The organism is Fibrisoma montanum, assembly GCF_003583365.1.
Lineage (GTDB): Bacteria > Bacteroidota > Bacteroidia > Cytophagales > Spirosomataceae > Fibrisoma > Fibrisoma montanum.
The window spans coordinates 317528-343713 of the sequence record NZ_QXED01000006.1; the positions used below are offsets into that span (position 1 = coordinate 317528).

Genomic DNA, 26186 nt, shown 5'->3' on the forward strand with positions numbered 1-26186 from the left:
TCGCTTATGCTGAACGAGATACGCAAGATCAGGTATTACGCGGTCGCTGTCCTTGTGGCACTGGGTATGTTTGCCTGGGCCGGCTTTACAGGTACCCGCCTGCTGGGCGACGATGATGAACGCGTCGAAACCAAACAAGGCTACTACGGCCGCTCCGGCAGTTCGGGCGGTTATCGACGAACCGGATTTTATCATAAATAACCCTTATCCCACATGGAACTTAAGTACATCACGGCCTCTATCGTTTACTCACTACTGGGCGTAATCATCCTTTTGATTTGCTTCGTCGTCATCGAGAAAGTTGCCCCGGAAAACCTCTGGAAAAAAATTGTTGACGAGCAGAACGTAGCCCTGGCTATTCTGGCGGCTGCGTTCATGATCGCCGTATCCATAATCATCAGTTCGGCCATTCATGGTTAGCGAAGACGAACGGGTAGCCGTACGACCGGGCTTGACACCCCTGCACTGGCTGCTGCTGGTGTCGGTGTTTATCATCGCTACCTGCGGCCTCATCTACGAGCTGGTTGCCGGTACGCTGGCCAGTTACCTGCTCGGCGACTCGGTCACGCAGTTTTCGACGATCATCGGGGCGTATCTGTTTTCGATGGGTATCGGCTCCTGGTTGTCGAAATACCTCGACGGCAATCTGATAAAATGGTTTATCCGCATTGAAATTTTAGTCGGTCTGGTCGGCGGATGCAGCGCTCCTTTGTTGTTTGTTCTGTTCGAGTACGTTGCGTCGTTCCGTCTGATTCTGTACACATTGGTAGGCCTGACGGGGATTCTGGTTGGGTTGGAGATTCCGCTTCTGATGCGGATTCTGGAGAATCAGCTTACGTTCAAAGACCTGGTTTCCCGGGTTTTCACGTTCGATTACATCGGCGCGCTGCTGGCGTCGCTCATCTTTCCCCTGATTCTGATTCCGCAGTTAGGGCTCATCCGGACGTCGCTGTTCTTTGGCCTGCTGAACATTGGTGTAGCGGCCTTTCTGTTGTACCGGTTTTCAGAAACCCGATCATTTCGCCACAGCTTCAGTTTTATTCTGCTGGCGTCGGTTGGGCTACTCACCACGGGTTTTGTCTACGCCGACCGCATCATGACCTATGCCGAAGGACTGGCGTTTCAGGATACGGTGATCTACAGCAAAAGCACAGCGTACCAACGGATCGTACTGACGCGCAACAACCGTGAATTACGGCTGTATTTAAACGGGAATCTACAGTTTAGTTCGGCGGACGAGTACCGCTACCACGAAGCGCTGGTGCATCCGGCCATGCAGGCCCGTCCTTTCGCCAGCAACATCCTGGTGCTGGGCGGGGGCGATGGGCTGGCGGTGCGCGAGTTATTAAAATATCCGTCTGTTCAACGGGTTACCCTGGTTGACCTTGACCCCGGCATGACGAAGCTGTTTCAGCAGAATTTCACGCTGGTGCAGTTGAATAACCGTTCGCTGCTGTCGCCTAACGTTCGGGTTATCAACAACGACGCGTTTACCTGGATACGGCAGGACACCACCCGCTACGATGTCGTCATTGTCGACTTCCCGGACCCTTCGAACTACTCGATTGGTAAATTATACAGCACTACGTTCTACACCGAGCTGGAAAAACGGCTGGCTCCCGACGGGTTGGCGGTGGTGCAGTCGACCTCCCCCTACATAGCAAGAAAATCATTCTGGTGCATAAAGAACACGCTGGCCGCCGTTGGCTTTCAAACGATTCCGTATCATACCTACGTACCGTCGTTTGGCGAATGGGGGTACGTGCTGGCGTTGCGAAATCAGCATTGGCGGGTCGGTGGGCCATTACCGAAAGGGCTGCGTTACGTTACCCCATCGACCATTCGCGACATGCTCTACTTCCCTCCCGATATGGCGGAGGTGCCGACGGAGGTGAATAAGTTGAATAATCAGGTGTTGGTTCAGTCGTTTGAAGAAGAGTGGGCACCGTATGGACACTAATTCTGACGCCGTCGGTCGACGGACGTTTTTAGCTCAGGCGGGGGCCGGTATGGCGGTTCTGCTGACGGGAGGTATTGGCGTATCGGGTTGTGCATCGGCTCGGTCAATCAGCCACATCCAGGGAGGCATGGCGGGTGCGAATCACCAGTCGGGCCACCGCCTGCGGGCGATCAGTGAACTGGTCAGGCTTCCCGTTTCGGAGAAGCTGACGACAAACGTGCTCATCGCAGGGGGCGGGATTTCGGGCCTCTCGGCTCGCCGTTGGCTGCAGCGGCAGGGCATCAGCGATACGTTACTGGCTGAGATGGACGGGCAAACCGGCGGCAACGCAGCGTACGGGCAAAATTCTGTTTCTGCTTACCCCTACGGAGCACACTACCTGCCAATCCCTGACCTGCGCAATCAGGAACTACTCGATTTCCTGACCGAAAGCAGGATCATTACCGGTTCAGATGCGCAGGGCCTGCCCATCTACGACGACTACTTTCTGTGCCACGATCCCGAAGAACGGCTGTTTATCAACGGCTTCTGGCAGGAAGGGCTTGTGCCGGAAGCCGGCGTACCGGAAAGCGACCGGGACCAGATCAGGCGTTTTTTTCAGCTAATCGACCGATTCAAAACAGCCAGGGGTTCGGATAACCTCGACGCATTTACGATCCCACTCGATCGATCATCTACCGATGAAACGTTTCGCCAGCTGGACCGCGTATCGTTTGCCAGTTACCTCGATACAGCGGGCTTTACATCACCTTACCTGCGGTGGTACCTGACGTATTGCTGCCGCGACGACTACGGCGCTACGCTGGAAACTACCTCGGCCTGGGCGGGTATTCACTACTTTGCCTCCCGCAAAGGCCAGGCGGCCAATGCCAATGCGTCGTCGGTGCTGACCTGGCCGCAGGGCAATGGTTTCCTGGCTGACCAGTTACGGGCCGGAGCAGCCTCGCCAATTCGCCGGAATCTGCTGGTTTACGAGGTGCGACTGAACGATACCGGCGTAACTGTCGTGGCCTTTGACGCCACAACGAACCGGAACGTAGTGATCGACGCAAACAAGGTGATTCTGGCAACGCCCCATTTTATTACGAAACACATCGTTCAGAAAATAGCCCCCGAACGGAGTGCATGGACCGGCTTTCGGTACGCACCCTGGGTTGTGGCAAACTTAACCCTCAATGGGCTGCCGCAGGGCCGGGGAATGCCGCTATGCTGGGATAACGTTCTTTACGGCGCGTCATCGGTCGGGTATATTACGGCTAACCATCAGGATTTGCGGGACGGCCCCCGCAAGGTCATCACGTACTATAAGCCACTGACGGATACCGAACCGGACGCAGCGCGTCGGCAAGCCTACGGCACCACCTACGAACAATGGCTGACACAGATTATGGATGAATTAGAAACGGCTCACCCGGGCCTGACACCCTATGTATCGGAGGCAGACATCTGGGTGTGGGGACATGGTATGATGGCTCCATCGCCGGGATTTGTGTGGGGAAACGAACGCCGTCAGGCCGCTCAGCCCATCGCAAACCGGGTGTTTTTTGCCCATTCCGATTTGAGTGGCGTTTCAATTTTTGAGGAAGCCTTTTACCAGGGCATCCGGGCGGCTCGGGAGGTAGCCGAAGCCGTATGAAACAGCCGTGGATCAAAAGCCCGTGGTTCGACGGCCTCTACGTGCTGTCTCCTCCGTTTGTGGCGCTGCTGATTGTTTTTCTACTCCCCGATCGGTTCAAAACCACGGACGACATGCCCGTTATCGGCTGGGTAGTTCTGGTTCTGCTGATCGACGTAGCGCATGTCTACAGTACGCTGTTTCGGACGTATTTCAACAAATCACGATTTCAGCGCCAGCGGATACTCTTCCTGACGGTGCCGTTGCTGTGCTACGTCGCGGGGGTTCTGCTGCATAGTGCGGGGAGTTTATGGTTCTGGCGCTGCCTGGCTTACCTGGCGGTTTTTCACTTCGTTCGGCAGCAGTACGGTTTCATGCGGATCTACAGCCGCACCGAAACCCGGCCAGGGTGGTCGGCCGCCCTCGATACGTGTATGATCTACACCGCTACGTTGTACCCCATCCTCTGGTGGCACCTAACCCCCGACCGGCATTTCAACTGGTTTATAAACGGCGATTTTATCCAGGGCGAGTTTGCCGGGTTAAAATGTTTGGCTGAGGGCTTATACGGGTTGCTGCTGAGCACCTACGTAGTCAAAGAGGTCTGGTTGTGTGTTCACACCCGTTGGTTCAACTGGCCCCGCAACCTCCTGATTGCGGGTACAGGCTTTTCCTGGTACTTTGGTATTATCTGGTTTAACGGCGATCTGGCGTTCACCATGCTGAACGTTGTCTCGCACGGGATTCCGTACATGGCCCTGATCTGGATCAGTGATCGCCCCGGCGTATCGTCTGCTAAGCGCACCGCGGTCCGCTTCCGGGTATTGGCCGGACGGACTTGGGTAGTTTTTGTTGGTGTACTCGTTATCCTGGCGTATCTTGAGGAGGGTTTATGGGACGGGTTTATCTGGCGCGAACACACGGCTGTCTTCGGCTGGTTTCAGGCCTTACCAGCCGTAACGGACCATCAGGTCCTGGCGTTGCTGGTTCCGCTGCTGGCCCTTCCCCAAATGACGCATTACGTGCTGGATGGCTTCATCTGGCGACGAAACCAAACGGCATGAAACTCGTTACAATTAGTGATATACACGGCCGGGGCGATTGGGTACATGTGGATGTAGCCGCCTACGACCGGGTACTCTTTCTGGGCGATTACGTGGATAGCCATTCGCTCAGTGACGGTGTGATTCTGAATAATTTTCATCAGATCCTTAAGCTCAGGCAACGGTATCCCGAAAAAATTGTCCTTCTACTTGGTAACCACGACGCTCAGTACCTGCATTATCCAAAATACAGTTGCTCCGGTTTTCGGGCCGCCATGCAGCCGATGCTTACCGACCTGTTTCGGCACCATCAGGATGCATTCCAGGTAGCGTATCAGGAAAGAAGGTACCTGTTTACGCATGCGGGGGTGACCAACGGCTGGTTTACCAGGGCGAAACAACAACTTGACGATGCCACGATTCTGGACCGATTGAATAACCCGGAAACGGTCGCCGACGGTCTGAACCGGCTGCACCAGAACCCGGACTTTCAGCCGATTCTGTTTGAGGTGGCGCCCGTCCGGGGTGGAGACGACCCGTTCAGCGGACCGGTCTGGGCGGATCGATCCGAAACGCTGGCCGACCACCTGACGGGTTTCCATCAGGTAGTTGGCCATACGCCAATCAGTGATTTTAGAACGGTTGGCGACGAAACGAGTTCCATTACCTATACCGACGTCTTGCAAACGCAGACGGCGTTTTATAATCTTGACCTTTGACGAACGTTAGACTAATAGACCTGGATGCTTCAGTAAATAGAGCAGCCGTTCGGCCGTCCGATTGTCTAACGTTCTGAATTAACCCATCGCTTCGGCGAACTGTCTGAATGAGTTTCCTGTATCCGTCGTTTTTATTCGGTCTGCTGGCCGTTTCGGTACCTATCGCCATTCATTTATTCAATTTCCGCCGGACGCGTCGGGTGTTTTTCTCCAACGTGGCCCTGCTGAAAACTGTCCAGACCGAAACCAAGTCGTTTCGGCGGCTGAAACATTGGCTGATTCTGGTAGCCCGCTGTTTATTTCTGGCGTGTCTGGTGCTGGCCTTTGCTCAGCCTTTCATTCCCAGCAAAAATAAAATTGGGCTATCGAGGCAGGGTGTCACCAGCCTGTACATCGACAATTCGTATAGCATGCAGAACGAGCGTAACACAAAGCGGTATCTGGATATTGCTATCGGCCGACTCGACGAGTTGCTGACTCTTTTCCGCAACGCGGCTTCGCTTCAGTTGCTAACCAATGATTTTTCGGCGGCCGAGCAGCAGGCCGGCTCGTCGGAGGCCATCCGCGATCGTGTTACGTCAATACGGTTTGCGCATACCCCCCGCACCCTGGAAAGTGTGTACAGGCGGCAGCGTAATCTGCTCAGTTCGCTTAGCCCCAGTGGCGGCAATCAGTTGTTCTGGTTTTCTGATTTTCAAAAAAGCACCGTTGGGGACTTATCCCGCCTACAGATTGACACGACCGACCGGCTGTTTCTGGTGCCGCTGGATGCACAGGCAACTAAAAATGTGTACGTCGATTCGGTCTGGCTCAGTACGCCCTTCATCCGGGAAATGCAGAACAACAGCCTGAACGTCAAGCTCAGCAACGGAGGCCGGGAAGAGGTCCGCAACCTGCCAATCCGACTGTATCTGGATGATACACAGACGTCGACGGCATCGGCTTCCATTGCACCGGGTGGTTCGGCAACGGTTTCGCTTAACTTCAACGTAACGTCGAAGGGCTATCATCGCGGCCGGATTGTGTTTGAGGATTACCCCATTACGTTCGATAACCAGTATTTTTTCGTCATCGAAGCGTCGCCGGCGGTTCGGGTCATGCACGTGTATGAACAACGGGCCAATACGGACTACATCAACACGGTTTTCTCGAACGACAGTCTGTTCGTCCGCCGTAGCTTCAACGCCCAGAATTTTGACGTTGGGCAGCTAAAAGAAACGGATCTGGTGGTGCTCGAAGGCGTTTCGCAGGTGAGCGGCACCCTGCGTAGTGAACTGGAGCGCTTTGTCCGGCAGGGCGGTAGTCTGGCTATCATTCCCTCGCCTTCGCCGGATGTCAGCAGCTACAGTCCGTTCCTGAGCGCGTTGGGCGTAGCGGGTGTGCAGAGCGTCGGGGCAGCCGGTGCCACGCCTGCGCTGCTACCTTTATCGGAACCCGACCGCCGGAATCCCTTCTTTCGGGATGTGTTCCAGCAGACGTATCAGTCCGATCCGCTGAACCTGCCGAGTGCAGCCCCCGTCTGGCGCTGGAATGGTGGCGAACGGCTGCTGAGTCTGCGCGACGGCAGTCCCCTGCTCACGCAGGTACGGGCCGGGCAAGGCTACGTATACGTGATGGCCAATCCGCTGGCCAGCCAGTACGGCAACCTGGCCGAACACGCCCTGTTCGTACCGGTCATGTACAAGATGGCGGCTTTGAGCGTCCGGCCACAACGGACAGCCTACTCGTTTGACGAGAACCTGATCTCGTTGCTCATCAGCAATCCATCCGAACGAGCGGTGTACAAACTCAAGCGTGATAAGCTGGAGATAATTCCCGTTCAGCGACTGGTTGGTAATCAACTGCTGCTGGAAATGCCAAAGAGTAACGAACTGGCTACCGGTCAGGAAGTAGAGTCGGGCTATTACGAATTACAGCTCAACAACGGCCCCGGAGCCGGTAAAACGGAGCGCTTGCTGGCCCTCAATCATGGCAATCAGGAATCGGCGATGGATTTTTACTCGGCCGACGAGCTTCGCCGGGCGTTTGCCAACCAGCCGAACGTCGAAGTCTTCGACAGCATTCAGGATGGTGATTTTGTGCAGGTACTGGAGCAGGAAAATCTGGGCCGGAGCTTGTGGAAGTACTTCCTGATGGCTGCCTTGGCCTTCCTGCTGATCGAGGTAGCGCTGGTGCGGTTTATGAAAGGCTAATCAACACTTTTCAGCCTGCCAGCTCCAGCAGTCGATGCCCTTTCGGCACCGGCTGCAACTGCCCCTGTTCGTTCAGCAACCCCATGCGCAGCAGCCAGGCTTCAAATTCGGGGGCGGGACGTAGTTTCAGCAGGTCGCGGAGGTACAAGGCATCGTGGAAACTCGTGCTCTGGTAGTGCAGCATTACGTCGTCGGCACCGGGAATACCCATGATGAACGTAACGCCCGCCGTACCGAGCAGGGTCAGCAGCGTGTCCATGTCGTCCTGGTCGGCTTCGGCGTGATTGGTGTAGCAGATGTCGACGCCCATCGGTAGCCCCAGCAGTTTGCCGCAGCAGTGATCTTCCAGCCCGGCCCTGATGATCTGTTTGCCGTCGTAGAGGTATTCAGGGCCGATGAACCCCACCACGGAATTGACCAGCAGCGGCTCAAACGCCCGCGCTACGGCGTAGGCCCGCACCTCGCAGGTTTGCTGATCAACGCCCTGGTGCGCATTGGCCGACAGCGCACTCCCCTGCCCTGTTTCGAAATACATGGCGTTCTGCCCCACCGTACCACGCCCCAGCGACCGCGTTGCGTCGAAGCCTTCGCGCAGGAGGCTCAGGTTCACGCCGAAGGAAGCATTGACGCCTTCCGTCCCACCTATCGACTGAAACGCCAGATCGACTGGAGCGCCCTGTTCAATCGCCTGCAGCGTTGTGGTCAGGTGGCTGAGAACGCACGATTGCGTTGGAATGTCGAATCGCTGGCGAATCTGGTCAATCATATCCAGCAGACGCACAACGGTCTGGATGTGATCCGTAGCGGGGTTGATGCCGATCACGGCGTCGCCGGAGCCGTAGAGCAAACCGTCAACGATGCTGGCGGCAATGCCCCGATAATCGTCCGTTGGGTGATTAGGCTGCAACCGGGTCGAAAACCGACCGCGCAGGCCGATCGTATTCCGGAAACGCGTCACCACTTCACATTTGGCCGCAACGGTAATCAAATCCTGATTCCGCATCAGTTTCGATACGGCAGCTACCATCTCGGGCGTCAGGCCGGGAGCCAGCGCCTGTAAGGTTGCCGTATTGGTCTGCTCCGACAACAGAAAATCGCGAAACCCGCCGACGGTGAGGTGTCGAACAGGCGCAAAGGCATCGGCATCGTGGGTGTCGATGATCAGGCGCGTCACATCGTCCCGTTCGTATGGAATTACGGCTTCATTCAGGAACGTCGTCAGGGGCAAATCAGCCAGCGCCATCTGAGCCGCTACGCGCTCCTCGGCCGACCCAGCCGCCACACCCGCCAGTTGATCGCCTGACCGACCGGGCGTCGCTTTAGCCATCAGGGCTTTCAGGTCCTCGAAAACGTAGGTTGTCTGACGAACGGTATGGCGGTACGGCATGAGCTAAATTCTTGGTAAGCAAAGACTTCAGCCGAATGCACAGTTTCCGGCTGATACACCAATCAAACAAAAATCTCCTTAAATTGGTAATAAAAGTCTAATCAATCTAAACCAACCAATATGGGAAAAGGAGATAAGCGAAGCCGCCGGGGTAAAATTACCATAGGGTCTTACGGGAAAACCCGGCCTGGAAAAACGCAGCAACCACCACCGCCAAAGCCCACTCAGGAAACCGCTTGACGGTTCATCAACGGTAATCCGTGCAGGCATCGCCGACCTCAGCAGGTCAGCGATGCCTTTTTTTGAACTCTATTGCGGACTTTTGCGCGCTACACCGTCAAAAAACAGCAGCGTTTCGACCAGGTGCGTTTCCCAGTATGCCCATTCATGGCCACCGTCAAATTCTTCGTACTGATGCGGAATGCCGTCGTCCAGCAGGGCCTGGTGCAGTGCGCGGTTATGCTCGATCAGCAGATCGTCGCGGCCGCAGTCGAAGCGAATGAGCGGTAGCCGGTCGCGGTTGAGACGCATCAGAGACAGGACTGATTCATCCTCGGGATTGGCCTGCTGATACGCTACCAGCGGTTCCTCCACAAACAGTTTGATCTGCTTCAGATCCGTGATAGACGACAATCCGCTGATGGCCCTGAACCGGTCGGGGTGGCAGGCTCCGAGCCGCAATGCTCCGTAGCCCCCCATCGACAGACCACTGATAAACAGTCCGTCTGGCTCCAGTCCCACGCCTTCGGTTACAGCCCGGGGTACGTCGTCCAGAATCCAGCGGTCAAATGCATTACCGTCGTGGGGCAGGTAGCCGCTGCCGTCGCCCCATAACCCATCGGAGGGCATCACCAGGGCCATCGGTTGCATGCGGCCGTCGCGAATGAGCCGGTCGGCCGTGCGGTGCGCTCCGCCTTTCTGGGACCACACCCAGTGGCTGCCGTACACGCCGTGCAGGAGAATGACGAGCGGCATCGGATGATTAACCCCATCGGGAAGCCAGAGTGTCATATCACCCCGACCGCGCAGGTTCGGCGATTTGACCGTAATGAGCCGCAGCCCATCGCGTTCAAATCGCGGATCAGAAACTTCAATGGTTCGGAATGGCATACGTCAGAACACAATTACCCCCTTCGCATTACGTCCGGCGAGCATATCGTCGAACGCCTGGCTCAGGTTATCGAGGGCGTACGTACGGGTGACTAAATCGTCAAGAATCAGATCGCCTTTCTGGTACAGGTTCAGCAGAATAGGCATGTCGATTTCCGGGCGGCACTGGCCGTAGAGCGGATTGATGTAAAGTTTATCCCACTCAAACAGGTTCATGTCGATGGAAATGGTCTGCTCGATACCACTTACCTGACAGGCCACACCCGCGTTGCGTACCATCGCCAGGGGAGCCGCACCCAGCGCCGGAATGGCTGTACACTCGAACGCATAGTCGGCTCCGCGTCCCCCGGTCATGGCCTTGACCTGCTGAGCGGCCTGCAGCAGTCCTTCGTCGGCGCGGTCGGCCAGCAGGGTGTGCGTGGCGCCGTATTGCCGGGCCATGTTCAGGCGGTTCTCGTTTACGTCGACGGCAATGATCATGCCCGCTCCGGCGATCCGGGCACCCTGGATTACGTTCAGGCCAACGCCCCCCGTACCGAGCACCACCACCGACCGCCCCGGCTTTACCTTTGCCGCGTTCACGACCGAGCCATAGCCGGTCATGACCCCACAGCTTACGATAGCAGCCGATGGAAAAGGGATGTCGACGGTAATGCGAACGGCGGCTGCCTCGCGCACCAGCGTCCACTCCGACAGCGTACCGAGGCTGAACGACCGCTCGATGGGTATACCGTCGAGGGTGGTGCTCGCCAACGTAGCATGGCCGCCACTGACCCGATTTCCGGCCGTAACGGGTGAATTTACTTCACAAATGTGCTGGTTGCCTTCCTGGCATTGAAAACACCGGCCGCAGGGAATGGCCCAGTTGAGGATAACCGAATCGCCGGGTTTGAATCTGGTGACGGCCGGGCCAACCTGCCGGACAATACCCGCTCCTTCGTGGCCCATGACCAGAGGCTTTCCCCATGCCATGGAATCGTAGTCGGTATGGCAGAGCCCGGCGGCTTTCAGTTCGATCAGGAGTTCGTCGCCCTGTGGCTCCTGCACATCGATGCTTTGAATGGAAAACGACCCATTGCCGGTGGCAATAGCGGCTTTGGCTTGCATGGTGGTTCGTCAGAATAGTCGGGTAAAGCTACTCAACGAATCAATTGCACCCGTCCGCTCCGTCGACTAATTTGTCCGCCCGACAGGCGAATTTCGAGCTGGTAGGCATACGTACCGGTGGGGAGCGACTGTCCGTTCAACACCCCATTCCACGGACTCAGTGGGTCGTCGGTAGAGAACACAATGCGGCCCCAGCGGTCGGCAACCGTCAGGCGAAAGTCGCCGGGGGGCAGCTTTCCGACCGGTCCGAACGTATCATTTACCCCATCGTCGTTTGGGCTAAACGCATCGGGCAGGTACACCGCGTCGGCCACCGCCTGATTGGGGGGTGTGTAGCACAGTTCCGGCGACGGACTCTCGCCCGGGCAGTTGGACGTGGGTACAACCCGGAAGCAGGTGATTTCGGCCGAATCGAGGGTCACATTCGTGGAGGGCGCATTACCGGACAACGTACCGGGCAGTTTCGTGTAGACGCCATTTCCCAACCGCCGTTCAACTGTTAAGGGAGTACCGCTCGGATTATCAATCCGTAACTGCCCTGTTTGAGCGTTCAATAGATCCAGCCCGCGCACGACCGCCGGTTGGTTCGGCACAAACAGCCGGGTCGTGGTGCCTCCACACTGGCCGTATCGATGGAAGCCCTGCACCTGAATCCGGCGCGGGGAAACCGTGGAATACGTATGCCCGATTGCCACGGGAATGGTTTTCAGGGTATCGACGCGTCCGTCGTCCCAACGCACGACCATGTAATCGTACCGCCAGAAATCCATCTGCGAATCGCTCACCCGGAGCGTCACCTGCGTACCACAGGCGGTCAGGTTTACCGTCGGCGGAATGGTATCGTACACGATGACGGTGGCGCAGGCCCGGAGCGGCAGCCCTTCTTTCTCGGATAGCTGTAAAATCCGGTATTCCCCCGGCTTTTTGTAGGTGTAAGTGCCGGCCGTCGTCACCGGCATTTCGCGCTGCCCGTCATATTCGTACACGTACCGAACGTTCTGCACCCCAATCAGGTCACTACCGGTCTGCACGGTCAGCGGTACGCAGCCGATTCCGTTCCGAACCCGCAGCGAACCCGTGAACGAAGTCGACGTAGCGCATTGCGCAAACACTACGGACGAGCCACTGATCATCAGCAGTAACCCAAGTACAAGCCCGATGCCAGTCACTCGTCCGTTCATAGCCGTCAGCGCGATTTAGCCTTCGTCGTTTTTTTCTTTGGCGTCTGCTCAACGGGCTCCTGTGCAATAGCCGGGGCTGGCGATGGGGCCGGGGTTGGCTCAGGCTCCGGACGGGGCCGGCGACCTTCCCGGAAAATCACAACGCCAAACAAGGCCAGCAGCAGCACATTACAGATCAGGTCGATGGTATCGCCGGTCTTCGCCAGGGGCGGCTCAAACCGGAATTCGACCGTATGCCGGCCAGCCGGAATCCGCATCGCCCGCAACACGTAGTTGGCCCGCATGTGCGGCACGGGTTTACCATCCAGATACGCCTGCCAGTCTTCATGACCCCGGTAATAAATTTCGGAGAACACAGCCAATCCGTCGCGGGCGGCATTCACTTCGTACGTCAGTTTATCGCCCCGGTAGCTCGTCAGTCGGATGGTGCTGCCGGACGGATCCATCGTAGCGGGAAGCCCGGTCAGTTGTTCCGCGAATCGCTTGTCGACCACGGCCGTATCGCGCGGATTCAACGTTTTCATAGCCGCCATTTCCGCATCGGCGTTCTCAACCGGCTGTACTGTCCGGACAAACCAGGCCGCTCCCAACACCTCCGGATTCTGCTGCGCCACCGGTGCCGGTGGCTCCTGCTGCTGCGGATTGGCGGATGGTTGTCCCTGCGTGATGACGTACTTGGCGTTCAACATGTTCAGGATGTTGAGCGTGTTGACCGGAAATGCGTACGTAATCAATTCGTTATAGCGACGCAGCCGCGCTACGTTATAGCCCCCGATCGACCGGTGAAAATACGACGCCCGGTTGCTCTCCATGAACGAGCCGGTCTGGTCGAACACCCGGTAGCCGAGCGATTTATCCTGCGAAATCTGCTGGTCGGCGGCAGTGGGCTGGTACGGTATGCTCAGTTCCGTTTTCGCAACAAAATCTGAGTTGTTCAAAAACCGCTTGTCGACCGCAAACAGGTCGAATACAACCACAGCAAACACCAGCGGGTAGAAAACAGACGGCTTCAGTTTGTTGGTCACAAACAACCAGACAGCCCCTGCCGTCAGCAGAATCAGAATAATCGACCGGAAGGCATCGCCCCGCATCAGGCTGATCCGGTCGCTGACGAGTGCCCGCACCATGTCGTTGGCGACGCTCGCATCGCCGAAGATGCGGGTCAGTCGATCTACGTCGAAGTCCGACCGGAAATCGAAGAAGGACCCACCCAGCACCGCCAGAATAAGCGCTACGCCCGCCGTCAGGCCGAGGCTAACCAGCAGAGGCTGCTTCAACTGCGCAAACGTCAGCTTCTGGTTTATAATGGTCTGGATAGCCAGCGCTGCCCCAACGGCAATGAACAGTTGCGCCAGTGTAAAAGCCATCGTCATGGCCCGGAATTTGTTCAGATACGGCAGGGTGTCGAACAGCAGGTAGTTAAAAGCCGCGAAGTTCTTCCCCCAGGTCAGCATAACCAGCAGCACGGTCGCGCTGAGTAGCCACCACCGGAGCGGGGTCCGGATGATGAACATCCCGAGCACAAACAAAAACAGCAGGGCTGCTCCCGCGTAGGCCGGGCCACCCACGGCCGGCTGATCGCCCCAATAGGTCGGCGCTCCGAGTTCGACAAACTGCCGGGCTGCGGCCGGGTCTACCCCTTTGTTGACCATCGCCTTGTAAAACTCCGAATCAGCGCCAAGCCCTCCGCCAACGGATGCCCCACCGGAAAAGTTGGGAATCAGCAGCGTCAGTGTTTCGGCGATGCCGTAGCTGTACGTAAACGCATAGTCTTTATCGAGACCGCCTTTCGACTCGCTGCTGGTCGACTGTCCGTCGGGGTTTGTAGTTTTCGCCGTCAGCTCCGACGCCCCCCGGATGGTTTCTTTTGTGTACTGGTTCAGCACCAGCAGCCGCTTGCCGAAGCTGCCGGCCGCTACGACGCCAACAACCGCCAGGGTCGCCAGTCCCAGGGTAAGTTGCCGCGTCTTGCCCGCCCGAAACAGGGCAATGGTTTCATACAGCACGTACAGACCGATGGTCATGAAGAGGTAGTACGTAATCTGGATGTGGTTGGCTCCAAACTCCATACTGGTAAACAGGCCGGTTACGGCCGCTCCGACCCAGTAGCGCCCACGCAGGCAAAGGACCACACCCGCCAGCATACCGGCGCCGTAGCCCAGCGCAAACAGCTTCGATACGTGTCCGGCTTCCAGGCTAACAATGCTGAACGTACCCAACCCATAGGCAGCGGCTCCCAGCGCCGACAGCCAGGGGTTGCACCCCAGCACAACCAGGAGAATATAAGCCCCCAGCATCATTAAAAACACAATGTTGGCATTGGCCGGCAACCACCAGACAACCGTACTGACGGCTTTGTAAACGAAGATATACGGATATTCAAAATCAATCATGTAGGCCGGCATCCCGCTGAAGACGGCATCCGTCCAGATCGGTTTATCGCCGGTGGCTTTGGCAATTTCGCGGATTTCGCGGGCAGCGGCTGCACTCTCCTGCACGTCGGGCATAGCCAGCGTTTTACCCGACAGCACCGGGGCGAAGTAGATGGTAGCGAGTACCAGCAGCCCCAGCACCGCGATCAGATGCGGCCGAAAGCGCTGAAAAAAGGTAGGTTGATTCATAGAGCAAACGATACGTAGCCCAAAGATACAGGTTTAGGGGATAACGGCAGGCGGGGCAGGCGGATTGTTGGTCAAACACGTAGATACGCAACACATGGCGTCTCTACATTCTGCATCTCTACGGTCGGGACAATCTGGCCAAAATATGATTCCCGGCTCTGGGTACAGATAGTCCCGAAATACATCCCATTCGATCCATACTCGTAACCAGCCAGACGTGCCGTATCAATACGGTACCGGCGTTGGAACAACCGCCCAACCGGATCATCAGAAGTAGACTATAGTAATGTGTAATTAGGATGAATCGGTAAAAAGCAAAAAAAACAACCGATTCTGTTTAACAGAATCGGTTGGAAATTATATGGTTCGTAGAGACGCAACCTTTTGCGTCTCTACTATACCGACAAAATATCTTTTTCCTTGGCGGCAAACACATCATCCACCCGGGCGATGAAACTGTCGGTCAGCTTCTGAACGCGCTCTTCACCCTGTTTCACGGCGTCTTCCGAAACGCCTTCCTTGGTCAGTTTGCGAATGTCTTCGTTGGTGTCTTTGCGGATGTTGCGGATGTTCACTTTAGCCACCTCGACTTCCTGCTTTACCTTCTTGACCAGGTCGCGCCGACGCTCTTCGGTCAGGGGCGGGATGCTCAGCCGGATCAATTCGCCGTCGTTCATCGGGGACAGGCCCAGATTACTGTTGCGAATGGCTTTTTCGACCTCGCCGATAATCTTCTTTTCGAACGGCTTGATGGCTATGGTCCGGGCATCGGGCGTATTGACGGAGGCCACCTGGTTAAGGGGCGTCATGGACCCGTAGTATTCAATCTGAATGCCGTTCAGCATATCGGGCGATGCCTTACCGGCGCGGATTTTGGTCAGTTCGATGGATAGGTGCTTGAGTGCCTTCTCCATCGTGTCTTTCGCGTCTTCGAGATATAGCTCGATGTCTTCCATTGGTCTGGCTTTCGGTTTATGGTTTACGGTTTTCGGCGCATGGCAGTACTACCAAAAACTGTAAACCGAAAACACTGTTTTGATGAAATCAGTGAATCAGCGTGCCTGCATCTTCGTCGCCCTGCACCACCCGGAGCAGACTGCCCTGCTGGTTCATATTGAAGACGATGATCGGGAGATTATTTTCCTGACAGAGCGTAAAAGCCGTCAGATCCATCACGTTCAGTTTCTTTTCGTAAACGTCCTGAAACGAGATGCTTGTATACCGTTCGGCGGTTTTGTCCTTCATCGGATCAGCCGAGTACACGCCATCAACCTTCGTTCCTTTCAGCACCACGTCGGCTTCAATTTCGATGGCCCGCAGGCTGGCTGTCGTGTCGGTCGTGAAGTAGGGACTACCGGTTCCGGCCCCGAAGATGACCACCCGCCCTTTTTCAAGGTGACGTACGGCCCGCCGACGCACGTACGGTTCGCAGACCTGCTCCATCTTGATGGCCGACATTACCCGGGTGAACATCCCGTGCTTTTCGAGCGAACTCTGAATGGCCATGGCGTTGATGACCGTCGCCAGCATCCCCATGTAGTCGCCCTGCACCCGGTCGATACCCGACCGCTCGCCCGACACGCCCCGGAAGATGTTACCTCCGCCGATCACGATGGCCACCTGGACACCCATGTCAACAACTTGTCTGATTTCTTTACTGTACTGCTCCAGTACGGCGGGATCGATGTTGTAGCCGCTGGGGCCGGCCAAAGCTTCTCCGCTCAACTTGAGCAGAATTCGTTTGTACTTAGTTGGCTGAGACATTCGGAAAATTTTGCGGGCAAAGATAGGGAAAGGGAGGAAAGGAGGAAAGGAGGATGGGAGAAAAGGATCGGAAGGAGGAAAGGATGGGAAGGAGGAAAGGGAGGAAAGGACGAAAGGGAGGAGGGATCGAGCTTTTGCCCGTTCTTTCTCTTTCCTTCTCTCCTCCCCTTTCTCCTTTCCTCCTCCTTTTAAAATTCAATCAACACCTGCCCTTTTTCGACGCGGTCGCCTTTGCCTACGCGAATGGTCCGGATGGTTCCTTCGCCGGGGGCTTTCAGCACGTTTTCCATCTTCATAGCCTCCAGAATCAGCAGACTGTCCCCTTTTTTGACGTCATCGCCGGGCTGAACGCTGATGCCTACGATTAAACCCGGCATGGGTGCTTTCAGGTCGTTGACTTTCGAACCGGCCGCACTGCTCATCCCCATCTGTTCCAGCAGCAGATCGAAGCGGTCTTTCAGTTTGACCTCGTGGATACGGTCGTTGATTTTTACCCGAACGGTCTTCTCGGCGGCATTGAATTCGAGCACTTCAGCCCGAAACGATCGGTTTTCGTGCAGGATGTGAAAGTGCCGATCAGAAAGCCGAACAACATCCCAGGCGTAGGACTGACCGTTGATGGTTGGACCTTCGGCGGTGAAATCAATGGTAATCGGCTGATCGGTAAGGGTTGTCTGGTACATACTCTCAAATACGTTTACGTTGTTGATTGATTTAGTTAGCGGCCCTGGGCAACCGCTTTGTCAAGATTTATTGATCAGCCAGATCCCAAACAGACAAATTCCCATGCCGGCGTATTGCACCAGATGGACCTGTTCGCCGTCCAGTACGCCCCACAACAGGGCCACGCCGGGCATAAGATACGTTACCGACGACGCAAACAGGGGCGACGCCAGTTGGATGATCCGGTTGAACAACACCGACATAGCGCCTGATCCAAGAATACCGAGGCAAGCCAGTGCCGACAGCGCCAGCGACGCATTGGCGAGGGTAATGCGGCTGAAAAAGTCGGTGGTGAGCAGAATCAGCACAGCTACCGGCCCAATGAAGGCAAACAGCCAGGCCGTCGACACAACCGCGGGCAGATGGCTCAGGTATCGACCGATAAGGTTAATGTTCGTGCCGTAGCAAACGGTAGCCAGCACGATCAGCAGGGCATACCCGTTGACGGAAAACGAGCCGGTAGCACTGTAAAAAATCAACAGTATTGAGCCTCCGAGCCCAATCAGAATTCCCAATACCTGCGTGGGACGAATCACCCGCCCGAAAAACAGAGCGCCGGTAACCAGCGTGAACAAAGGGCTTAAGGCATTGAGTGCGCCCGCCAGCGAACTGTTCAGGTGCGCGCCGGCAATGGCAAACAAGAAGGCCGGAAACAAAAAACCCAGCAGCCCGGCCACCACCAACGCTACCCATCGGCCCTGTACAGACTGCCGGACGTCGGCGTTACGTGCCTGAACGCCCAGAAAAGGGATGAAGAACAGCAGCGCAAAAAAGATACGTCCGGCGGCTACCTGCTCCGGCGGAAAAACCGTCAGACTCCGCTTGATCAGAATAAAGGAACTGCCCCACACGAGTGCCAGCACAAACAACAGTCCCCAGACCAGCAGCGGACGTTTTTGATCAACAGCAACGGGGGCAGTCGTTGTATTCATGTAGTCGATGGGCACAGAACCGAACGTAGCGTCCGGTTCTATCAGGCTAATTCAGCTTCGGCATACTGCTCGGAAACCTCCTCCAGAATGCGAAGCAATTCGGTATACGTACCAGCCTGCACCAGTTGCATGCGGTACGCTTTAAAGTTATCCAGTCCTTTGAAGTAGTTGGCGTAATGCCGGCGCATTTCGAAGATTCCGGTGATTTCACCTTTCCAGCGGATCGAGAAATCCAGGTGCTGCCGACAAACGGCCACCCGGTCGGCTACGGTCGGCGCGGGCAGGTGCTCACCGGTTTTCAGAAAATGCTTGATTTCGTTGAAAATCCAGGGATAACCGATCGTAGCCCGGCCGATCATGACGCCATCGACGCCGTACCGGTTTTTATACTCCAGCGCCTTTTCGGGGCTGTCGATGTCACCGTTGCCGAAGATGGGAATCCGGATGCGCGGATTCTCTTTGATCCGGCCAATCAGCGTCCAGTCGGCCTCGCCTTTGTACATCTGTACCCGCGTCCGGCCGTGAACAGTAAGCGCCTGAATGCCAATATCCTGCAGCCGTTCAGCTACCTCCAGTATGTTTTTCGTGCTTTCGTCCCAGCCGAGCCGCGTTTTGACCGTCACGGGCAGGTGCGTCGCTTTCACAACGGCCTCGGTCATGCGTACCATTTTAGGAATATCCTGCAGCAAGGCAGCTCCGGCTCCCCGGCACGCTACGTTCTTGACCGGACAGCCGTAGTTAATATCGATCAGGTCTGGGTTGGCCCGGGTGGCAATTTCAGCGCAGGCACCCATGGTTTCCACATCGGAGCCGAACAGCTGAATACCAATGGGCCGCTCATATTCAAATATATCGAGCTTCTGCACACTCTTGGCGGCATCGCGAATCAGTCCTTCCGACGAAATAAACTCGGTATACATCAGGTCGGCACCGTTTGCTTTACAAACCGCCCGAAACGGCGGATCGCTGACATCCTCCATCGGGGCCAGCAGCAGCGGAAAATCCGGTAAGTCTATGTTGCCTATTTTAACCATATTAGTATGCCTGGGGCCAGGGACAGCAGGCCTGGGGTAATCGCTGCGCTGCGTGCCTGGCCCCTCACCTATTTTTTAACAACCTTTTCAAACGGTAGGTTTAGTACAATACGTAGCTGAAACAAGTTCAACGCACCGATTGTGCAAATGAGTCTGTAAATTTACGAGGAATTATGCAACCAATTTATACATCCAACCACCCATCCTCGCGTCCGCCCACGCTGGGTGGCCTGATGATGCTCGTGGGATTTACGCTGCTGGGGGGTGTTTTCAGCGCCGTTCTTGCCTTGCTGGGCTTCATTGCAATCAAAGGCATCGGCCTGACTGAGGCCCAGGCGTATCTGATGTCGCTCGCAGCCCGGCCGGCTTCCCAACCGAACGGCTGGTACGAACTGATGGCCCTGCAGGCTGTTAACCACCTCGGCACCTTTCTCCTTCCTTCGTTAGCCTATTGGTATTGGGTCGAACACCGAACCTGGCCGCAGTTCAATCGTCGGCCGCTTTCGGCGGTGGCCGGACTTGGCTTAGTGGTATTGGTCGTCATCGCGTTTATGCCTTTCAACGGGCTGGTGATCGAATGGAATCAGAACCTGCGGCTCCCGCAGACACTCGCCCCGATCGAGCAATGGATTCGCGACAAAGAGAAAGACCTCGAAGGCGTTACCAAATACCTGACTACGTTCAGGACTCCCCTTCAGCTCATCGTCGCCCTGCTCGTGATCGCCATCATTCCCGCCATCGGCGAAGAAGTGCTGTTCCGGGGTATTCTGCAACGGAACCTGGTCGTCTGGACCGGCAACGTCCACGCCGGAATCTGGCTGGCGGCCATTCTGTTCAGCGCCATTCACGTCCAGTTTCTCGGCTTCGTGCCCCGGATGCTGCTGGGTGCGCTGTTTGGGTATCTCTACGTCTGGTCGGGCAGTTTATGGGTGCCGATTCTGGCCCATTTTGTCAACAATGGTTTTACGGTGCTGATGGTCTACATGTACCAGCAGAAGATGGTCCCGGTCGACATTGAAAGCACTGACGCCGTACCGGTAGCCGCAGCCCTGGCGTCTTTGGCGGTGTCGTTAGGGATATTATATTACTTTCGTGAACGGAACCGGGCGATTCCCTGACCGGTCGTCGGTTTTCAGCGTACGGTATACGCTGATTCGATGATCTGACCCGAGAAAAAACTGACGTACACCATAAACCGACAACCGCCCGGCAAACACAACATCATCATGACTGAAAACTGGGAAAAAGTGTATGTATCCCCACTGCCCCACCGGGCCGAGCTAGCCAAAGCGCTGCTCGCCGAACACGACATACCGGCGGTGGTGGTCAATCGGCAAAGCAGCAGTTACCCAACCATTGGCTGGGGGAAAAGTGAAGTACACGTACCGGTCAGTCACGCTGTACTGGCCAAAGTAATTCTGGAGAATGAAGCAACGTTTAGCTAAGATGTCCAACCTCCAGCAACGTGTCATTGCGGCCGTTGTGGGGGTGTTGGTAATTTTTTTCTGCATCTGGTACCAGGACTGGACCTTCGCCCTGCTGTTCTGCGTCATTAGTGCCCTCACCCAACTTGAATTTTACAGGCTGCTGGGTCTCGACGGCTTCCAGCCCCTGACCGTCTACGGCACGATTGTCGGCTGTTTTGTCTGTGCCCTGGCTTTTTTTATCGAAAAGCGGATGATCGGCTTCGACAACTATTTTCTGATCTGCCCGGCCGCGTCGATGATCTTCCTGATCAAGCTGTACAAAAAGCGCGACATGAAGCCCTTCACCAACATCGGCTTTACGTTCCTGGGTATCATCTACGTAGCCGTACCATTTGCCCTGCTGATTGTGCTGGCGCTGCGGGGCGGCACCTACCACCCCACCCTGATTCTGGGTTGCCTGCTGTTGCTCTGGGCCAGCGACATCGGAGCTTACTTTGCCGGAACCAAGTTTGGCCGACGGAAACTATTCGAGCGGGTATCGCCCAAGAAATCGTGGGAAGGTGCCCTTGGCGGGGCAGCCGCAGCCGCCCTGATTGCGCTGGGTCTGGCGTTCTACGCGCCCGAACTGCGGCCGTGGCAGTGGTACTGCGTTGGCGCTATTATCGTCGTAACGGGTACATACGGCGATCTGGTCGAATCGTTGTTCAAACGGAGCATTGCCATCAAAGATTCAGGGAGCAGCATTCCGGGCCACGGCGGCTTTCTGGACCGGTTTGACGGTCTGCTGCTGGCGGCCCCCTTTATCACTACCTTCCTGAAGCTGTTTGCCTAATCCGGGGGTACTATAGGGGTAGTTTATGAACCGGTAAGGAGAAAGCAGGCAGGGTACCTGGCTTACGTTCATTCTATAAAAGACGCCTTTGCTGCGTCCGCAGGCAGGAATTCCTAACTTTTCTTAAATTATTCACTATTATATCGGACATTACCAATTCATTCGTTGTTTTGTATACTAGTACAGTCTTTCTGACCCCCGTTGGTCTTTTGATATGAAACAAGCACTGACTCATATTGTAGTCGGGCTGGGTCTGCTCGTGATGACGGGGTTCTTTACCACCGCGTTTGGGCAGGGTCAGGATCGACAGGTTACGTTTACGGGATTTATAACCGGTGGCAAGTCCAACGAGCCGCTGCCGGGTGCCTATATTTACATTCCTAAAGCCGGAAAGGGCGTTTTATCAGCCCAGAACGGGTATTTTGCCCTGCCCGTCTTCCCCGGCGACAGTATCATTTTCAGCTACGTCGGTTTTAAAACCCAGTATCACATTATCCCCCGCCGTCTCGCCGACGTTACGTACTCGGCGGTGGTTGCGCTGCAGGAAGATGTAAAAACACTGGCCGAAGTAAAGGTGTATCCGTATGCTACGGAGGAGCTGTTTAAGAACGCGTTCGTTAACCTGAAGCTCCCCGACGAGCAGGAACGCGAAAACCTGGCCAAAAACCTGGACCCACAGGCCATTCTGCGTCAGGCGGCTACCATGCCGATGGGCGCCGTGGCCAACCACCAGAACTTTGTCAATCAGCAGTTCTTCGGGCGGGAAAACATACTCAACCGCAGTCAGGCCACTACGTTTGCGTTCACAAACCCTTTTGCCTGGGCTAATTTTATCCGATCGGTCAAACGGGGCGACCTCAAGAACAAGGAATGGCGGAGCGAGCTGAATAAAGCCCCACGCGAGAACGTATCCCGCAAAGACATCTTGCAGAACGGCAATTAAACCCGCATCCCGGCTACCCCTCTTTTTGTCGCCAATCCGGGGTTACTCCTGACCGGATTTCCACGTCTTTAAGTGCAGATCGGTACCGTCGAACTCAGCGTATGTTCGGGCGGAGACCCATTCGCCAAGGTTCACGTACCGGCTGCTGTCGGTTACGGCCAGATCAAGGGGCAGATGCCGGTGGCCAAAGATGTAAAAATCGTGGTGTTGCCGCTTCTCCACTTCCCGGCAGTACAGCATCAACCACTCACGGTCTTCGCCCAGGAATTGGTCTTCCCCTTTTTCCGTATTGCTGATCCGGCTGCGGTGCGACCACGCGTGCGCAAGCCGAATACCCACGTCGGGATGCACCCAGCGGAACAGGCTCCGGGCCAGATCATTCTCAAACACTTGTTTCAGGCGCTTGTAGACGTAGTCGCCGGGGCCAAGTCCGTCGCCATGCCCAATCAGGAAACGCTTCCCCCCGATGTCGTACTGCCTTGGCTGCCGATACACCGGAATGCCCAGTTCCTGCGTAAAGTAATCGCTCATCCACATATCGTGGTTGCCCGTGAACAGCACGACCCGCGTCCCGGCATCCGTCAACTGGGCCAGTTTACCCTGCAACCGGATAAAGCCTTTTGGAATGGCCCGCTTGTACTCGAACCAGAAGTCAAAGACATCACCTACCAGAAAAATAAGTTCGGCATCGGCTTCAACGCTTTGCAGCCAGTTCACAACCGCCTGTTCCCGTTGGCGGCTCTTCTCGGGCGGGGGAGCACCCAGGTGAAAGTCAGAAGCAAAATAGGTCTTTCGACCGGCAGGCAAGGTAATCGTTTCGATAACGGACATTCGTTCAGTGCAACGCACAAAAATAGCACCCCGGCCCGAATTGTCGGTAAAGGTTCCTGGTCTGAAACCGAATTCCTCAAATTGTAGCGGGAAATCAAACAACCCGGCGGGCAAATTGGTAGTATCAGAAACGCTGAATTTACGACATACTCGTTATGAAAACCAAATTACTCTGGCTGGCCATTCCGTTGGTGAGTCTTTCCTCTTGCTTTCAGGGCGATAATGGTAATACCACCGACGACGCCAACGATGCAGGTGGTACGGGTAGCCCTTATCTGGCCCGGGAAGTATCGGGTGTCTGGCTGCTCAGCACCGACCACCGCTTCGCCTACGATGCACCGTGCAACGTACTGGATGAAGGCATGATTCAAAGTACGTTTAATGTAGGACTGACTGAAGAACTGTCGGTGACGGATGCCCGCAACGGCTGCACCTTCGAGTGGGAAGGCAATCAGGTAAGCGTAGCTTTCGGTGGTCCGAAACCGTATCCGTCCATCTACCACGCCGAATACATTTTCGACAAGATGTATCAGCCCTCTAAACAGGGCATCACAACGGGTCAGATGGGCGATGTAGGCGCGGCAACCCTGTTCGGCCCCGACCCCACAGGAACCGGCTCCGAGCGCCCCCCCGTTTTACCGACCAGTCCGGCCGGCCGCGATACGTTGGCCCAGAACGATACGGCTACGACGGTGGCACGCGTTCCGCCCCAGGCCACGGTGTTTACTGAACCGGCTACAAATACAGCTACCGGCGTTGCTATAACGGGCGTTGGGGATAAGGCCCTCTGGGAGCCGGCTAAAAACACGCTGCACGTCCTGTACAACAACCATATTCTGAATCTGAAAGTCCAGACAAAAGAGAAGCCGGAGGTTCGTATGAACAAGGCCGTTCAGCTGGCTGGTGTGATTTTGTCTCACTTCGACGACAAAAATGCCGATCTGGATGTGGCCGAGTAAGGGAGGTAGTTTTATTAAAGTAGCTTTTACGCATTATACCTCAAACTCCCGAAGGGGTTTGGGGCAATACAAATGAAGCCTGAATTCATACACTACAGACAAAAAAGGCCCGCTACGTAGTGGGCCTTTTTTGTCTGTAATGTATAACATTTAGTCAGTTAGACCCAGCCATTGCTTAGCCGTTGCGTACTCATTCCAGTTGGCCGTTGCGAGAGCCTCCTTCGGTACAACTACCCAGCGGTATTCACCCGCTACAGGCTGCCCGCCTTCCTGCTCGATGCTGATAATGCCTTTGTCGTTGAGAGCATGGTAGGAGAACGAAACCAACTGACCGCCGATTACTGCCGGCAGAGTTTTGATCTCCCGGGTAACAGCATCGCGGTAAAACGCCACCACCATGCCATCGGCGACGATAGACGATGTGATCGCATTATCAACAAAACCAGCGACCCGCAATCCCGGATTTGTCGCATTTTTGGTCCAGTTTTCGGCTTTAACGGCTGTCCAGTCAGATGCCGACGTTACGGTATTGATGGCTACTGTCTGCGTAGGCGTTACGATGTCGGATTGCGTCTGGCAGGCATTCAGGGCCATCTGGCCGATAACTACAGCAGCAGCCAGCCACCCTTTCTTTTGTACAAATTGCATAGGTCTTTTTTCAGACCAACGCCCGGATTGCGATTATCGTATCCTCAGACAGGAATCTGCTCAAACTTTATGGCGGGCTGACTGGCATCCTTAAACGCCTGACGGGGGCGGATGTTCAGCGTCTGGAACAACTGCTGATCCAGATCGTCGCCCGGGTTAGGGGTTGTCAGCAGCTTGTCGCCCGCGAAAATAGAATTTGCGCCGGCCAGGAAGCACAGCGCCTGTTCTTCGACGCTCATCCGGACGCGGCCCGCCGAGAGACGTACCATGGCTTTCGGCATGATGATGCGGGCGGTAGCAATCATCCGTACCATTTCCCATACCGACACACGCGGCTGATCTTCCAGCGGGGTTCCTTCGACCGGTACGAGGGCATTTACGGGCACGGATTCGGGGTGTTCGGGCAACGTAGCCAGCGTGTGCAGCATACCAATCCGGTCGACATCAGTTTCGCCCATGCCAATGATTCCGCCCGAGCAGACCGAAATACCGGCTTTGCGGGCGTGTCCGATGGTTTCCAGCCGGTCGTCGTACGTACGGGTGCTGATGATGTCTCCGTAGAACTCTTCGCTGGTGTCGAGGTTGTGGTTGTAAGCATACAGCCCGGCATCTTTCAGCTTCTGCGCCTGGCTTTCGGTCAGCATACCGAGCGTGCAACAGACCTCCATGCCCATGGCATTAACGCCCTGTACCATATCGAGCACCTTGTCGAAATCGCGGTTATCGCGAACTTCCCGCCAGGCCGCACCCATGCAGAAACGCGTGCTGCCGGCTTCTTTGGCCCGTTGTGCGGCTGTCAGCACCTCATCGACCTCCATCAGCTTATGCACCGTTACGCCCGTATGGTACCGGGCGGCCTGGGGGCAATAGGCGCAGTCCTCCGGGCAACCGCCCGTCTTGACCGACAACAGGGTACAAACCTGCACTTCCTGAGGATCGTGGTGCTGGCGGTGGACCGTAGCAGCCCGGTATATGAGATCAAGAACCGGAGAATTGTATATTTCGGTGATTTCGGCGCGAGTCCAGTCGTTACGTATAGCGGTCATAGTGTTGCAAGTCGAAAGCCAAAAATAGGTAGAGTTCGTCAGTTTGCCAATCTTATCCGTAAACCAATCACCTACCTTGTACACAATTATTGCTATATTCGTGTAATAAATA

Annotated in this window: 26 protein-coding genes; 13 read left to right on the forward strand and 13 right to left on the reverse strand. The window is 55.8% G+C overall.

Annotated features, from left to right (window positions below; translation table 11 throughout):
* The first annotated feature begins 6 nt into the window (after positions 1-6).
* The 7 genes from DYU11_RS21405 (at position 7) to DYU11_RS21435 (ending at position 7529) form a co-directional block, all read left to right on the forward strand.
* Positions 7-201 carry a hypothetical protein gene (locus DYU11_RS21405; protein ID WP_119669767.1) on the forward strand — a complete coding sequence of 65 codons (195 nt, stop codon included), beginning with the start codon at positions 7-9 and terminating at the stop codon, positions 199-201.
* A 12-nt stretch (positions 202-213) separates the two neighbouring features.
* Entirely contained in the window at positions 214-420 is a 207-nt protein-coding gene (locus DYU11_RS21410; RefSeq protein WP_119669768.1) for a DUF350 domain-containing protein, read from the forward strand.
* Positions 413-1960 (forward strand): polyamine aminopropyltransferase, encoded by a 1548-nt coding sequence (locus DYU11_RS21415; protein ID WP_119669769.1) that lies wholly within the window; start codon positions 413-415, stop codon positions 1958-1960. Before DYU11_RS21410 ends, DYU11_RS21415 begins: the two co-directional genes overlap by 8 nt.
* Complete coding sequence (locus tag DYU11_RS21420; protein ID WP_119669770.1) at positions 1950-3596, forward strand: NAD(P)-binding protein; 1647 nt, start codon at positions 1950-1952, stop codon at positions 3594-3596. The genes DYU11_RS21415 and DYU11_RS21420 overlap by 11 nt, the downstream gene beginning before the upstream one ends.
* A complete protein-coding gene (locus DYU11_RS21425) occupies positions 3593-4639 on the forward strand; it encodes a hypothetical protein (protein WP_119669771.1) in 1047 nt (348 codons plus the stop codon). The genes DYU11_RS21420 and DYU11_RS21425 overlap by 4 nt, the downstream gene beginning before the upstream one ends.
* Positions 4636-5337, forward strand: a complete 702-nt coding sequence (locus DYU11_RS21430; RefSeq protein ID WP_119669772.1) for a metallophosphoesterase — start codon at positions 4636-4638, stop codon at positions 5335-5337. The genes DYU11_RS21425 and DYU11_RS21430 overlap by 4 nt, the downstream gene beginning before the upstream one ends.
* Positions 5338-5444: 107 nt before the next feature.
* Complete coding sequence (locus tag DYU11_RS21435; protein ID WP_119669773.1) at positions 5445-7529, forward strand: BatA domain-containing protein; 2085 nt, start codon at positions 5445-5447, stop codon at positions 7527-7529.
* 10 nt (positions 7530-7539) lie between these two features.
* On the opposite strand, the gene DYU11_RS21440 is transcribed toward DYU11_RS21435, so the two are convergent.
* A complete protein-coding gene (locus DYU11_RS21440) occupies positions 7540-8916 on the reverse strand; it encodes an ethanolamine ammonia-lyase subunit EutB (RefSeq protein WP_119669774.1) in 1377 nt (458 codons plus the stop codon).
* A 120-nt stretch (positions 8917-9036) separates the two neighbouring features.
* Here DYU11_RS21440 and DYU11_RS21445 point away from each other — a divergent pair, with 120 nt between their 5' ends.
* Positions 9037-9156 carry a 30S ribosomal protein THX gene (locus DYU11_RS21445; protein ID WP_119669775.1) on the forward strand — a complete coding sequence of 40 codons (120 nt, stop codon included), beginning with the start codon at positions 9037-9039 and terminating at the stop codon, positions 9154-9156.
* A 69-nt stretch (positions 9157-9225) separates the two neighbouring features.
* Here DYU11_RS21445 and DYU11_RS21450 read toward each other — a convergent pair whose 3' ends face one another.
* The 9 genes from DYU11_RS21450 to dusB all read right to left on the reverse strand — a co-directional run bounded on the left by DYU11_RS21450 (position 9226) and on the right by dusB (position 19388).
* Entirely contained in the window at positions 9226-10026 is an 801-nt protein-coding gene (locus tag DYU11_RS21450; RefSeq protein ID WP_119669776.1) for an alpha/beta hydrolase, read from the reverse strand.
* 3 nt (positions 10027-10029) lie between these two features.
* Entirely contained in the window at positions 10030-11133 is a 1104-nt protein-coding gene (locus DYU11_RS21455; RefSeq protein WP_119669777.1) for an alcohol dehydrogenase catalytic domain-containing protein, read from the reverse strand.
* A gap of 32 nt (positions 11134-11165) precedes the next feature.
* Positions 11166-12314, reverse strand: coding sequence for a T9SS type B sorting domain-containing protein (locus DYU11_RS21460; RefSeq protein ID WP_119669778.1), 1149 nt, complete (start codon positions 12312-12314; stop codon positions 11166-11168).
* Between the two features lie 5 nt (positions 12315-12319).
* Positions 12320-14935, reverse strand: coding sequence for a YfhO family protein (locus DYU11_RS21465; RefSeq protein ID WP_119669779.1), 2616 nt, complete (start codon positions 14933-14935; stop codon positions 12320-12322).
* A gap of 395 nt (positions 14936-15330) precedes the next feature.
* Positions 15331-15891, reverse strand: a complete 561-nt coding sequence (frr, locus tag DYU11_RS21470; RefSeq protein WP_119669780.1) for a ribosome recycling factor — start codon at positions 15889-15891, stop codon at positions 15331-15333.
* 88 nt (positions 15892-15979) lie between these two features.
* A complete protein-coding gene (gene pyrH / locus DYU11_RS21475; RefSeq protein WP_119669781.1) occupies positions 15980-16699 on the reverse strand; it encodes a UMP kinase in 720 nt (239 codons plus the stop codon).
* Positions 16700-16887: 188 nt separating this feature from the next.
* On the reverse strand, positions 16888-17382 hold the full coding sequence (locus tag DYU11_RS21480) for an acyl-CoA carboxylase biotin carboxyl carrier protein subunit (RefSeq protein ID WP_119669782.1): 495 nt from the start codon (positions 17380-17382) through the stop codon (positions 16888-16890).
* 60 nt (positions 17383-17442) lie between these two features.
* Entirely contained in the window at positions 17443-18354 is a 912-nt protein-coding gene (locus DYU11_RS21485; protein ID WP_119669783.1) for a DMT family transporter, read from the reverse strand.
* 41 nt (positions 18355-18395) lie between these two features.
* Positions 18396-19388, reverse strand: a complete 993-nt coding sequence (gene dusB / locus DYU11_RS21490) for a tRNA dihydrouridine synthase DusB (RefSeq protein WP_119669784.1) — start codon at positions 19386-19388, stop codon at positions 18396-18398.
* A gap of 173 nt (positions 19389-19561) precedes the next feature.
* Here dusB and DYU11_RS21495 point away from each other — a divergent pair, with 173 nt between their 5' ends.
* From DYU11_RS21495 to DYU11_RS21510, 4 genes are all read left to right on the forward strand, one after another.
* Positions 19562-20506 carry a CPBP family intramembrane glutamic endopeptidase gene (locus DYU11_RS21495; RefSeq protein ID WP_119669785.1) on the forward strand — a complete coding sequence of 315 codons (945 nt, stop codon included), beginning with the start codon at positions 19562-19564 and terminating at the stop codon, positions 20504-20506.
* 108 nt (positions 20507-20614) lie between these two features.
* Positions 20615-20833 (forward strand): putative signal transducing protein, encoded by a 219-nt coding sequence (locus DYU11_RS21500; RefSeq protein ID WP_119669786.1) that lies wholly within the window; start codon positions 20615-20617, stop codon positions 20831-20833.
* Positions 20814-21647 (forward strand): phosphatidate cytidylyltransferase, encoded by an 834-nt coding sequence (locus DYU11_RS21505; protein WP_119669787.1) that lies wholly within the window; start codon positions 20814-20816, stop codon positions 21645-21647. The genes DYU11_RS21500 and DYU11_RS21505 overlap by 20 nt, the downstream gene beginning before the upstream one ends.
* Before the next feature lie 214 nt (positions 21648-21861).
* Entirely contained in the window at positions 21862-22590 is a 729-nt protein-coding gene (locus DYU11_RS21510) for a carboxypeptidase-like regulatory domain-containing protein (RefSeq protein ID WP_119669788.1), read from the forward strand.
* Between the two features lie 42 nt (positions 22591-22632).
* Here DYU11_RS21510 and DYU11_RS21515 read toward each other — a convergent pair whose 3' ends face one another.
* Positions 22633-23421, reverse strand: a complete 789-nt coding sequence (locus DYU11_RS21515; RefSeq protein ID WP_119669789.1) for a UDP-2,3-diacylglucosamine diphosphatase — start codon at positions 23419-23421, stop codon at positions 22633-22635.
* A 155-nt stretch (positions 23422-23576) separates the two neighbouring features.
* Between DYU11_RS21515 and DYU11_RS21520 the strand changes: the two genes are divergently transcribed.
* The gene (locus DYU11_RS21520) at positions 23577-24380 is read left to right on the forward strand and encodes a hypothetical protein (protein WP_119669790.1); all 804 of its coding nucleotides are present in this window, start codon (positions 23577-23579) and stop codon (positions 24378-24380) included.
* A gap of 150 nt (positions 24381-24530) precedes the next feature.
* Here DYU11_RS21520 and DYU11_RS21525 read toward each other — a convergent pair whose 3' ends face one another.
* Together DYU11_RS21525 and bioB are read right to left on the reverse strand one after the other, a co-directional pair.
* Positions 24531-25028 carry a hypothetical protein gene (locus DYU11_RS21525; protein ID WP_119669791.1) on the reverse strand — a complete coding sequence of 166 codons (498 nt, stop codon included), beginning with the start codon at positions 25026-25028 and terminating at the stop codon, positions 24531-24533.
* 44 nt (positions 25029-25072) lie between these two features.
* The gene (bioB, locus tag DYU11_RS21530) at positions 25073-26074 is read right to left on the reverse strand and encodes a biotin synthase BioB (protein WP_119669792.1); all 1002 of its coding nucleotides are present in this window, start codon (positions 26072-26074) and stop codon (positions 25073-25075) included.
* Positions 26075-26186: the final 112 nt, after the last annotated feature.

Bases quoted from the DNA above. Each gene is read 5' to 3' on its own strand.
- DYU11_RS21405 (WP_119669767.1), top strand. From the start codon at position 7: ATGCTGAACGAGATACGCAAGATCAGGTATTACGCGGTCGCTGTCCTT.
- DYU11_RS21410 (WP_119669768.1), top strand. From the start codon at position 214: ATGGAACTTAAGTACATCACGGCCTCTATCGTTTACTCACTACTGGGC.
- DYU11_RS21415 (WP_119669769.1), top strand. From the start codon at position 413: ATGGTTAGCGAAGACGAACGGGTAGCCGTACGACCGGGCTTGACACCC.
- DYU11_RS21420 (WP_119669770.1), top strand. From the start codon at position 1,950: ATGGACACTAATTCTGACGCCGTCGGTCGACGGACGTTTTTAGCTCAG.
- DYU11_RS21425 (WP_119669771.1), top strand. From the start codon at position 3,593: ATGAAACAGCCGTGGATCAAAAGCCCGTGGTTCGACGGCCTCTACGTG.
- DYU11_RS21430 (WP_119669772.1), top strand. From the start codon at position 4,636: ATGAAACTCGTTACAATTAGTGATATACACGGCCGGGGCGATTGGGTA.
- DYU11_RS21435 (WP_119669773.1), top strand. From the start codon at position 5,445: ATGAGTTTCCTGTATCCGTCGTTTTTATTCGGTCTGCTGGCCGTTTCG.
- DYU11_RS21440 (WP_119669774.1), bottom strand. From the start codon at position 8,916: ATGCCGTACCGCCATACCGTTCGTCAGACAACCTACGTTTTCGAGGAC.
- DYU11_RS21445 (WP_119669775.1), top strand. From the start codon at position 9,037: ATGGGAAAAGGAGATAAGCGAAGCCGCCGGGGTAAAATTACCATAGGG.
- DYU11_RS21450 (WP_119669776.1), bottom strand. From the start codon at position 10,026: ATGCCATTCCGAACCATTGAAGTTTCTGATCCGCGATTTGAACGCGAT.
- DYU11_RS21455 (WP_119669777.1), bottom strand. From the start codon at position 11,133: ATGCAAGCCAAAGCCGCTATTGCCACCGGCAATGGGTCGTTTTCCATT.
- DYU11_RS21460 (WP_119669778.1), bottom strand. From the start codon at position 12,314: ATGAACGGACGAGTGACTGGCATCGGGCTTGTACTTGGGTTACTGCTG.
- DYU11_RS21465 (WP_119669779.1), bottom strand. From the start codon at position 14,935: ATGAATCAACCTACCTTTTTTCAGCGCTTTCGGCCGCATCTGATCGCG.
- frr (WP_119669780.1), bottom strand. From the start codon at position 15,891: ATGGAAGACATCGAGCTATATCTCGAAGACGCGAAAGACACGATGGAG.
- pyrH (WP_119669781.1), bottom strand. From the start codon at position 16,699: ATGTCTCAGCCAACTAAGTACAAACGAATTCTGCTCAAGTTGAGCGGA.
- DYU11_RS21480 (WP_119669782.1), bottom strand. From the start codon at position 17,382: ATGTACCAGACAACCCTTACCGATCAGCCGATTACCATTGATTTCACC.
- DYU11_RS21485 (WP_119669783.1), bottom strand. From the start codon at position 18,354: ATGAATACAACGACTGCCCCCGTTGCTGTTGATCAAAAACGTCCGCTG.
- dusB (WP_119669784.1), bottom strand. From the start codon at position 19,388: ATGGTTAAAATAGGCAACATAGACTTACCGGATTTTCCGCTGCTGCTG.
- DYU11_RS21495 (WP_119669785.1), top strand. From the start codon at position 19,562: ATGCAACCAATTTATACATCCAACCACCCATCCTCGCGTCCGCCCACG.
- DYU11_RS21500 (WP_119669786.1), top strand. From the start codon at position 20,615: ATGACTGAAAACTGGGAAAAAGTGTATGTATCCCCACTGCCCCACCGG.
- DYU11_RS21505 (WP_119669787.1), top strand. From the start codon at position 20,814: ATGAAGCAACGTTTAGCTAAGATGTCCAACCTCCAGCAACGTGTCATT.
- DYU11_RS21510 (WP_119669788.1), top strand. From the start codon at position 21,862: ATGAAACAAGCACTGACTCATATTGTAGTCGGGCTGGGTCTGCTCGTG.
- DYU11_RS21515 (WP_119669789.1), bottom strand. From the start codon at position 23,421: ATGTCCGTTATCGAAACGATTACCTTGCCTGCCGGTCGAAAGACCTAT.
- DYU11_RS21520 (WP_119669790.1), top strand. From the start codon at position 23,577: ATGAAAACCAAATTACTCTGGCTGGCCATTCCGTTGGTGAGTCTTTCC.
- DYU11_RS21525 (WP_119669791.1), bottom strand. From the start codon at position 25,028: ATGCAATTTGTACAAAAGAAAGGGTGGCTGGCTGCTGCTGTAGTTATC.
- bioB (WP_119669792.1), bottom strand. From the start codon at position 26,074: ATGACCGCTATACGTAACGACTGGACTCGCGCCGAAATCACCGAAATA.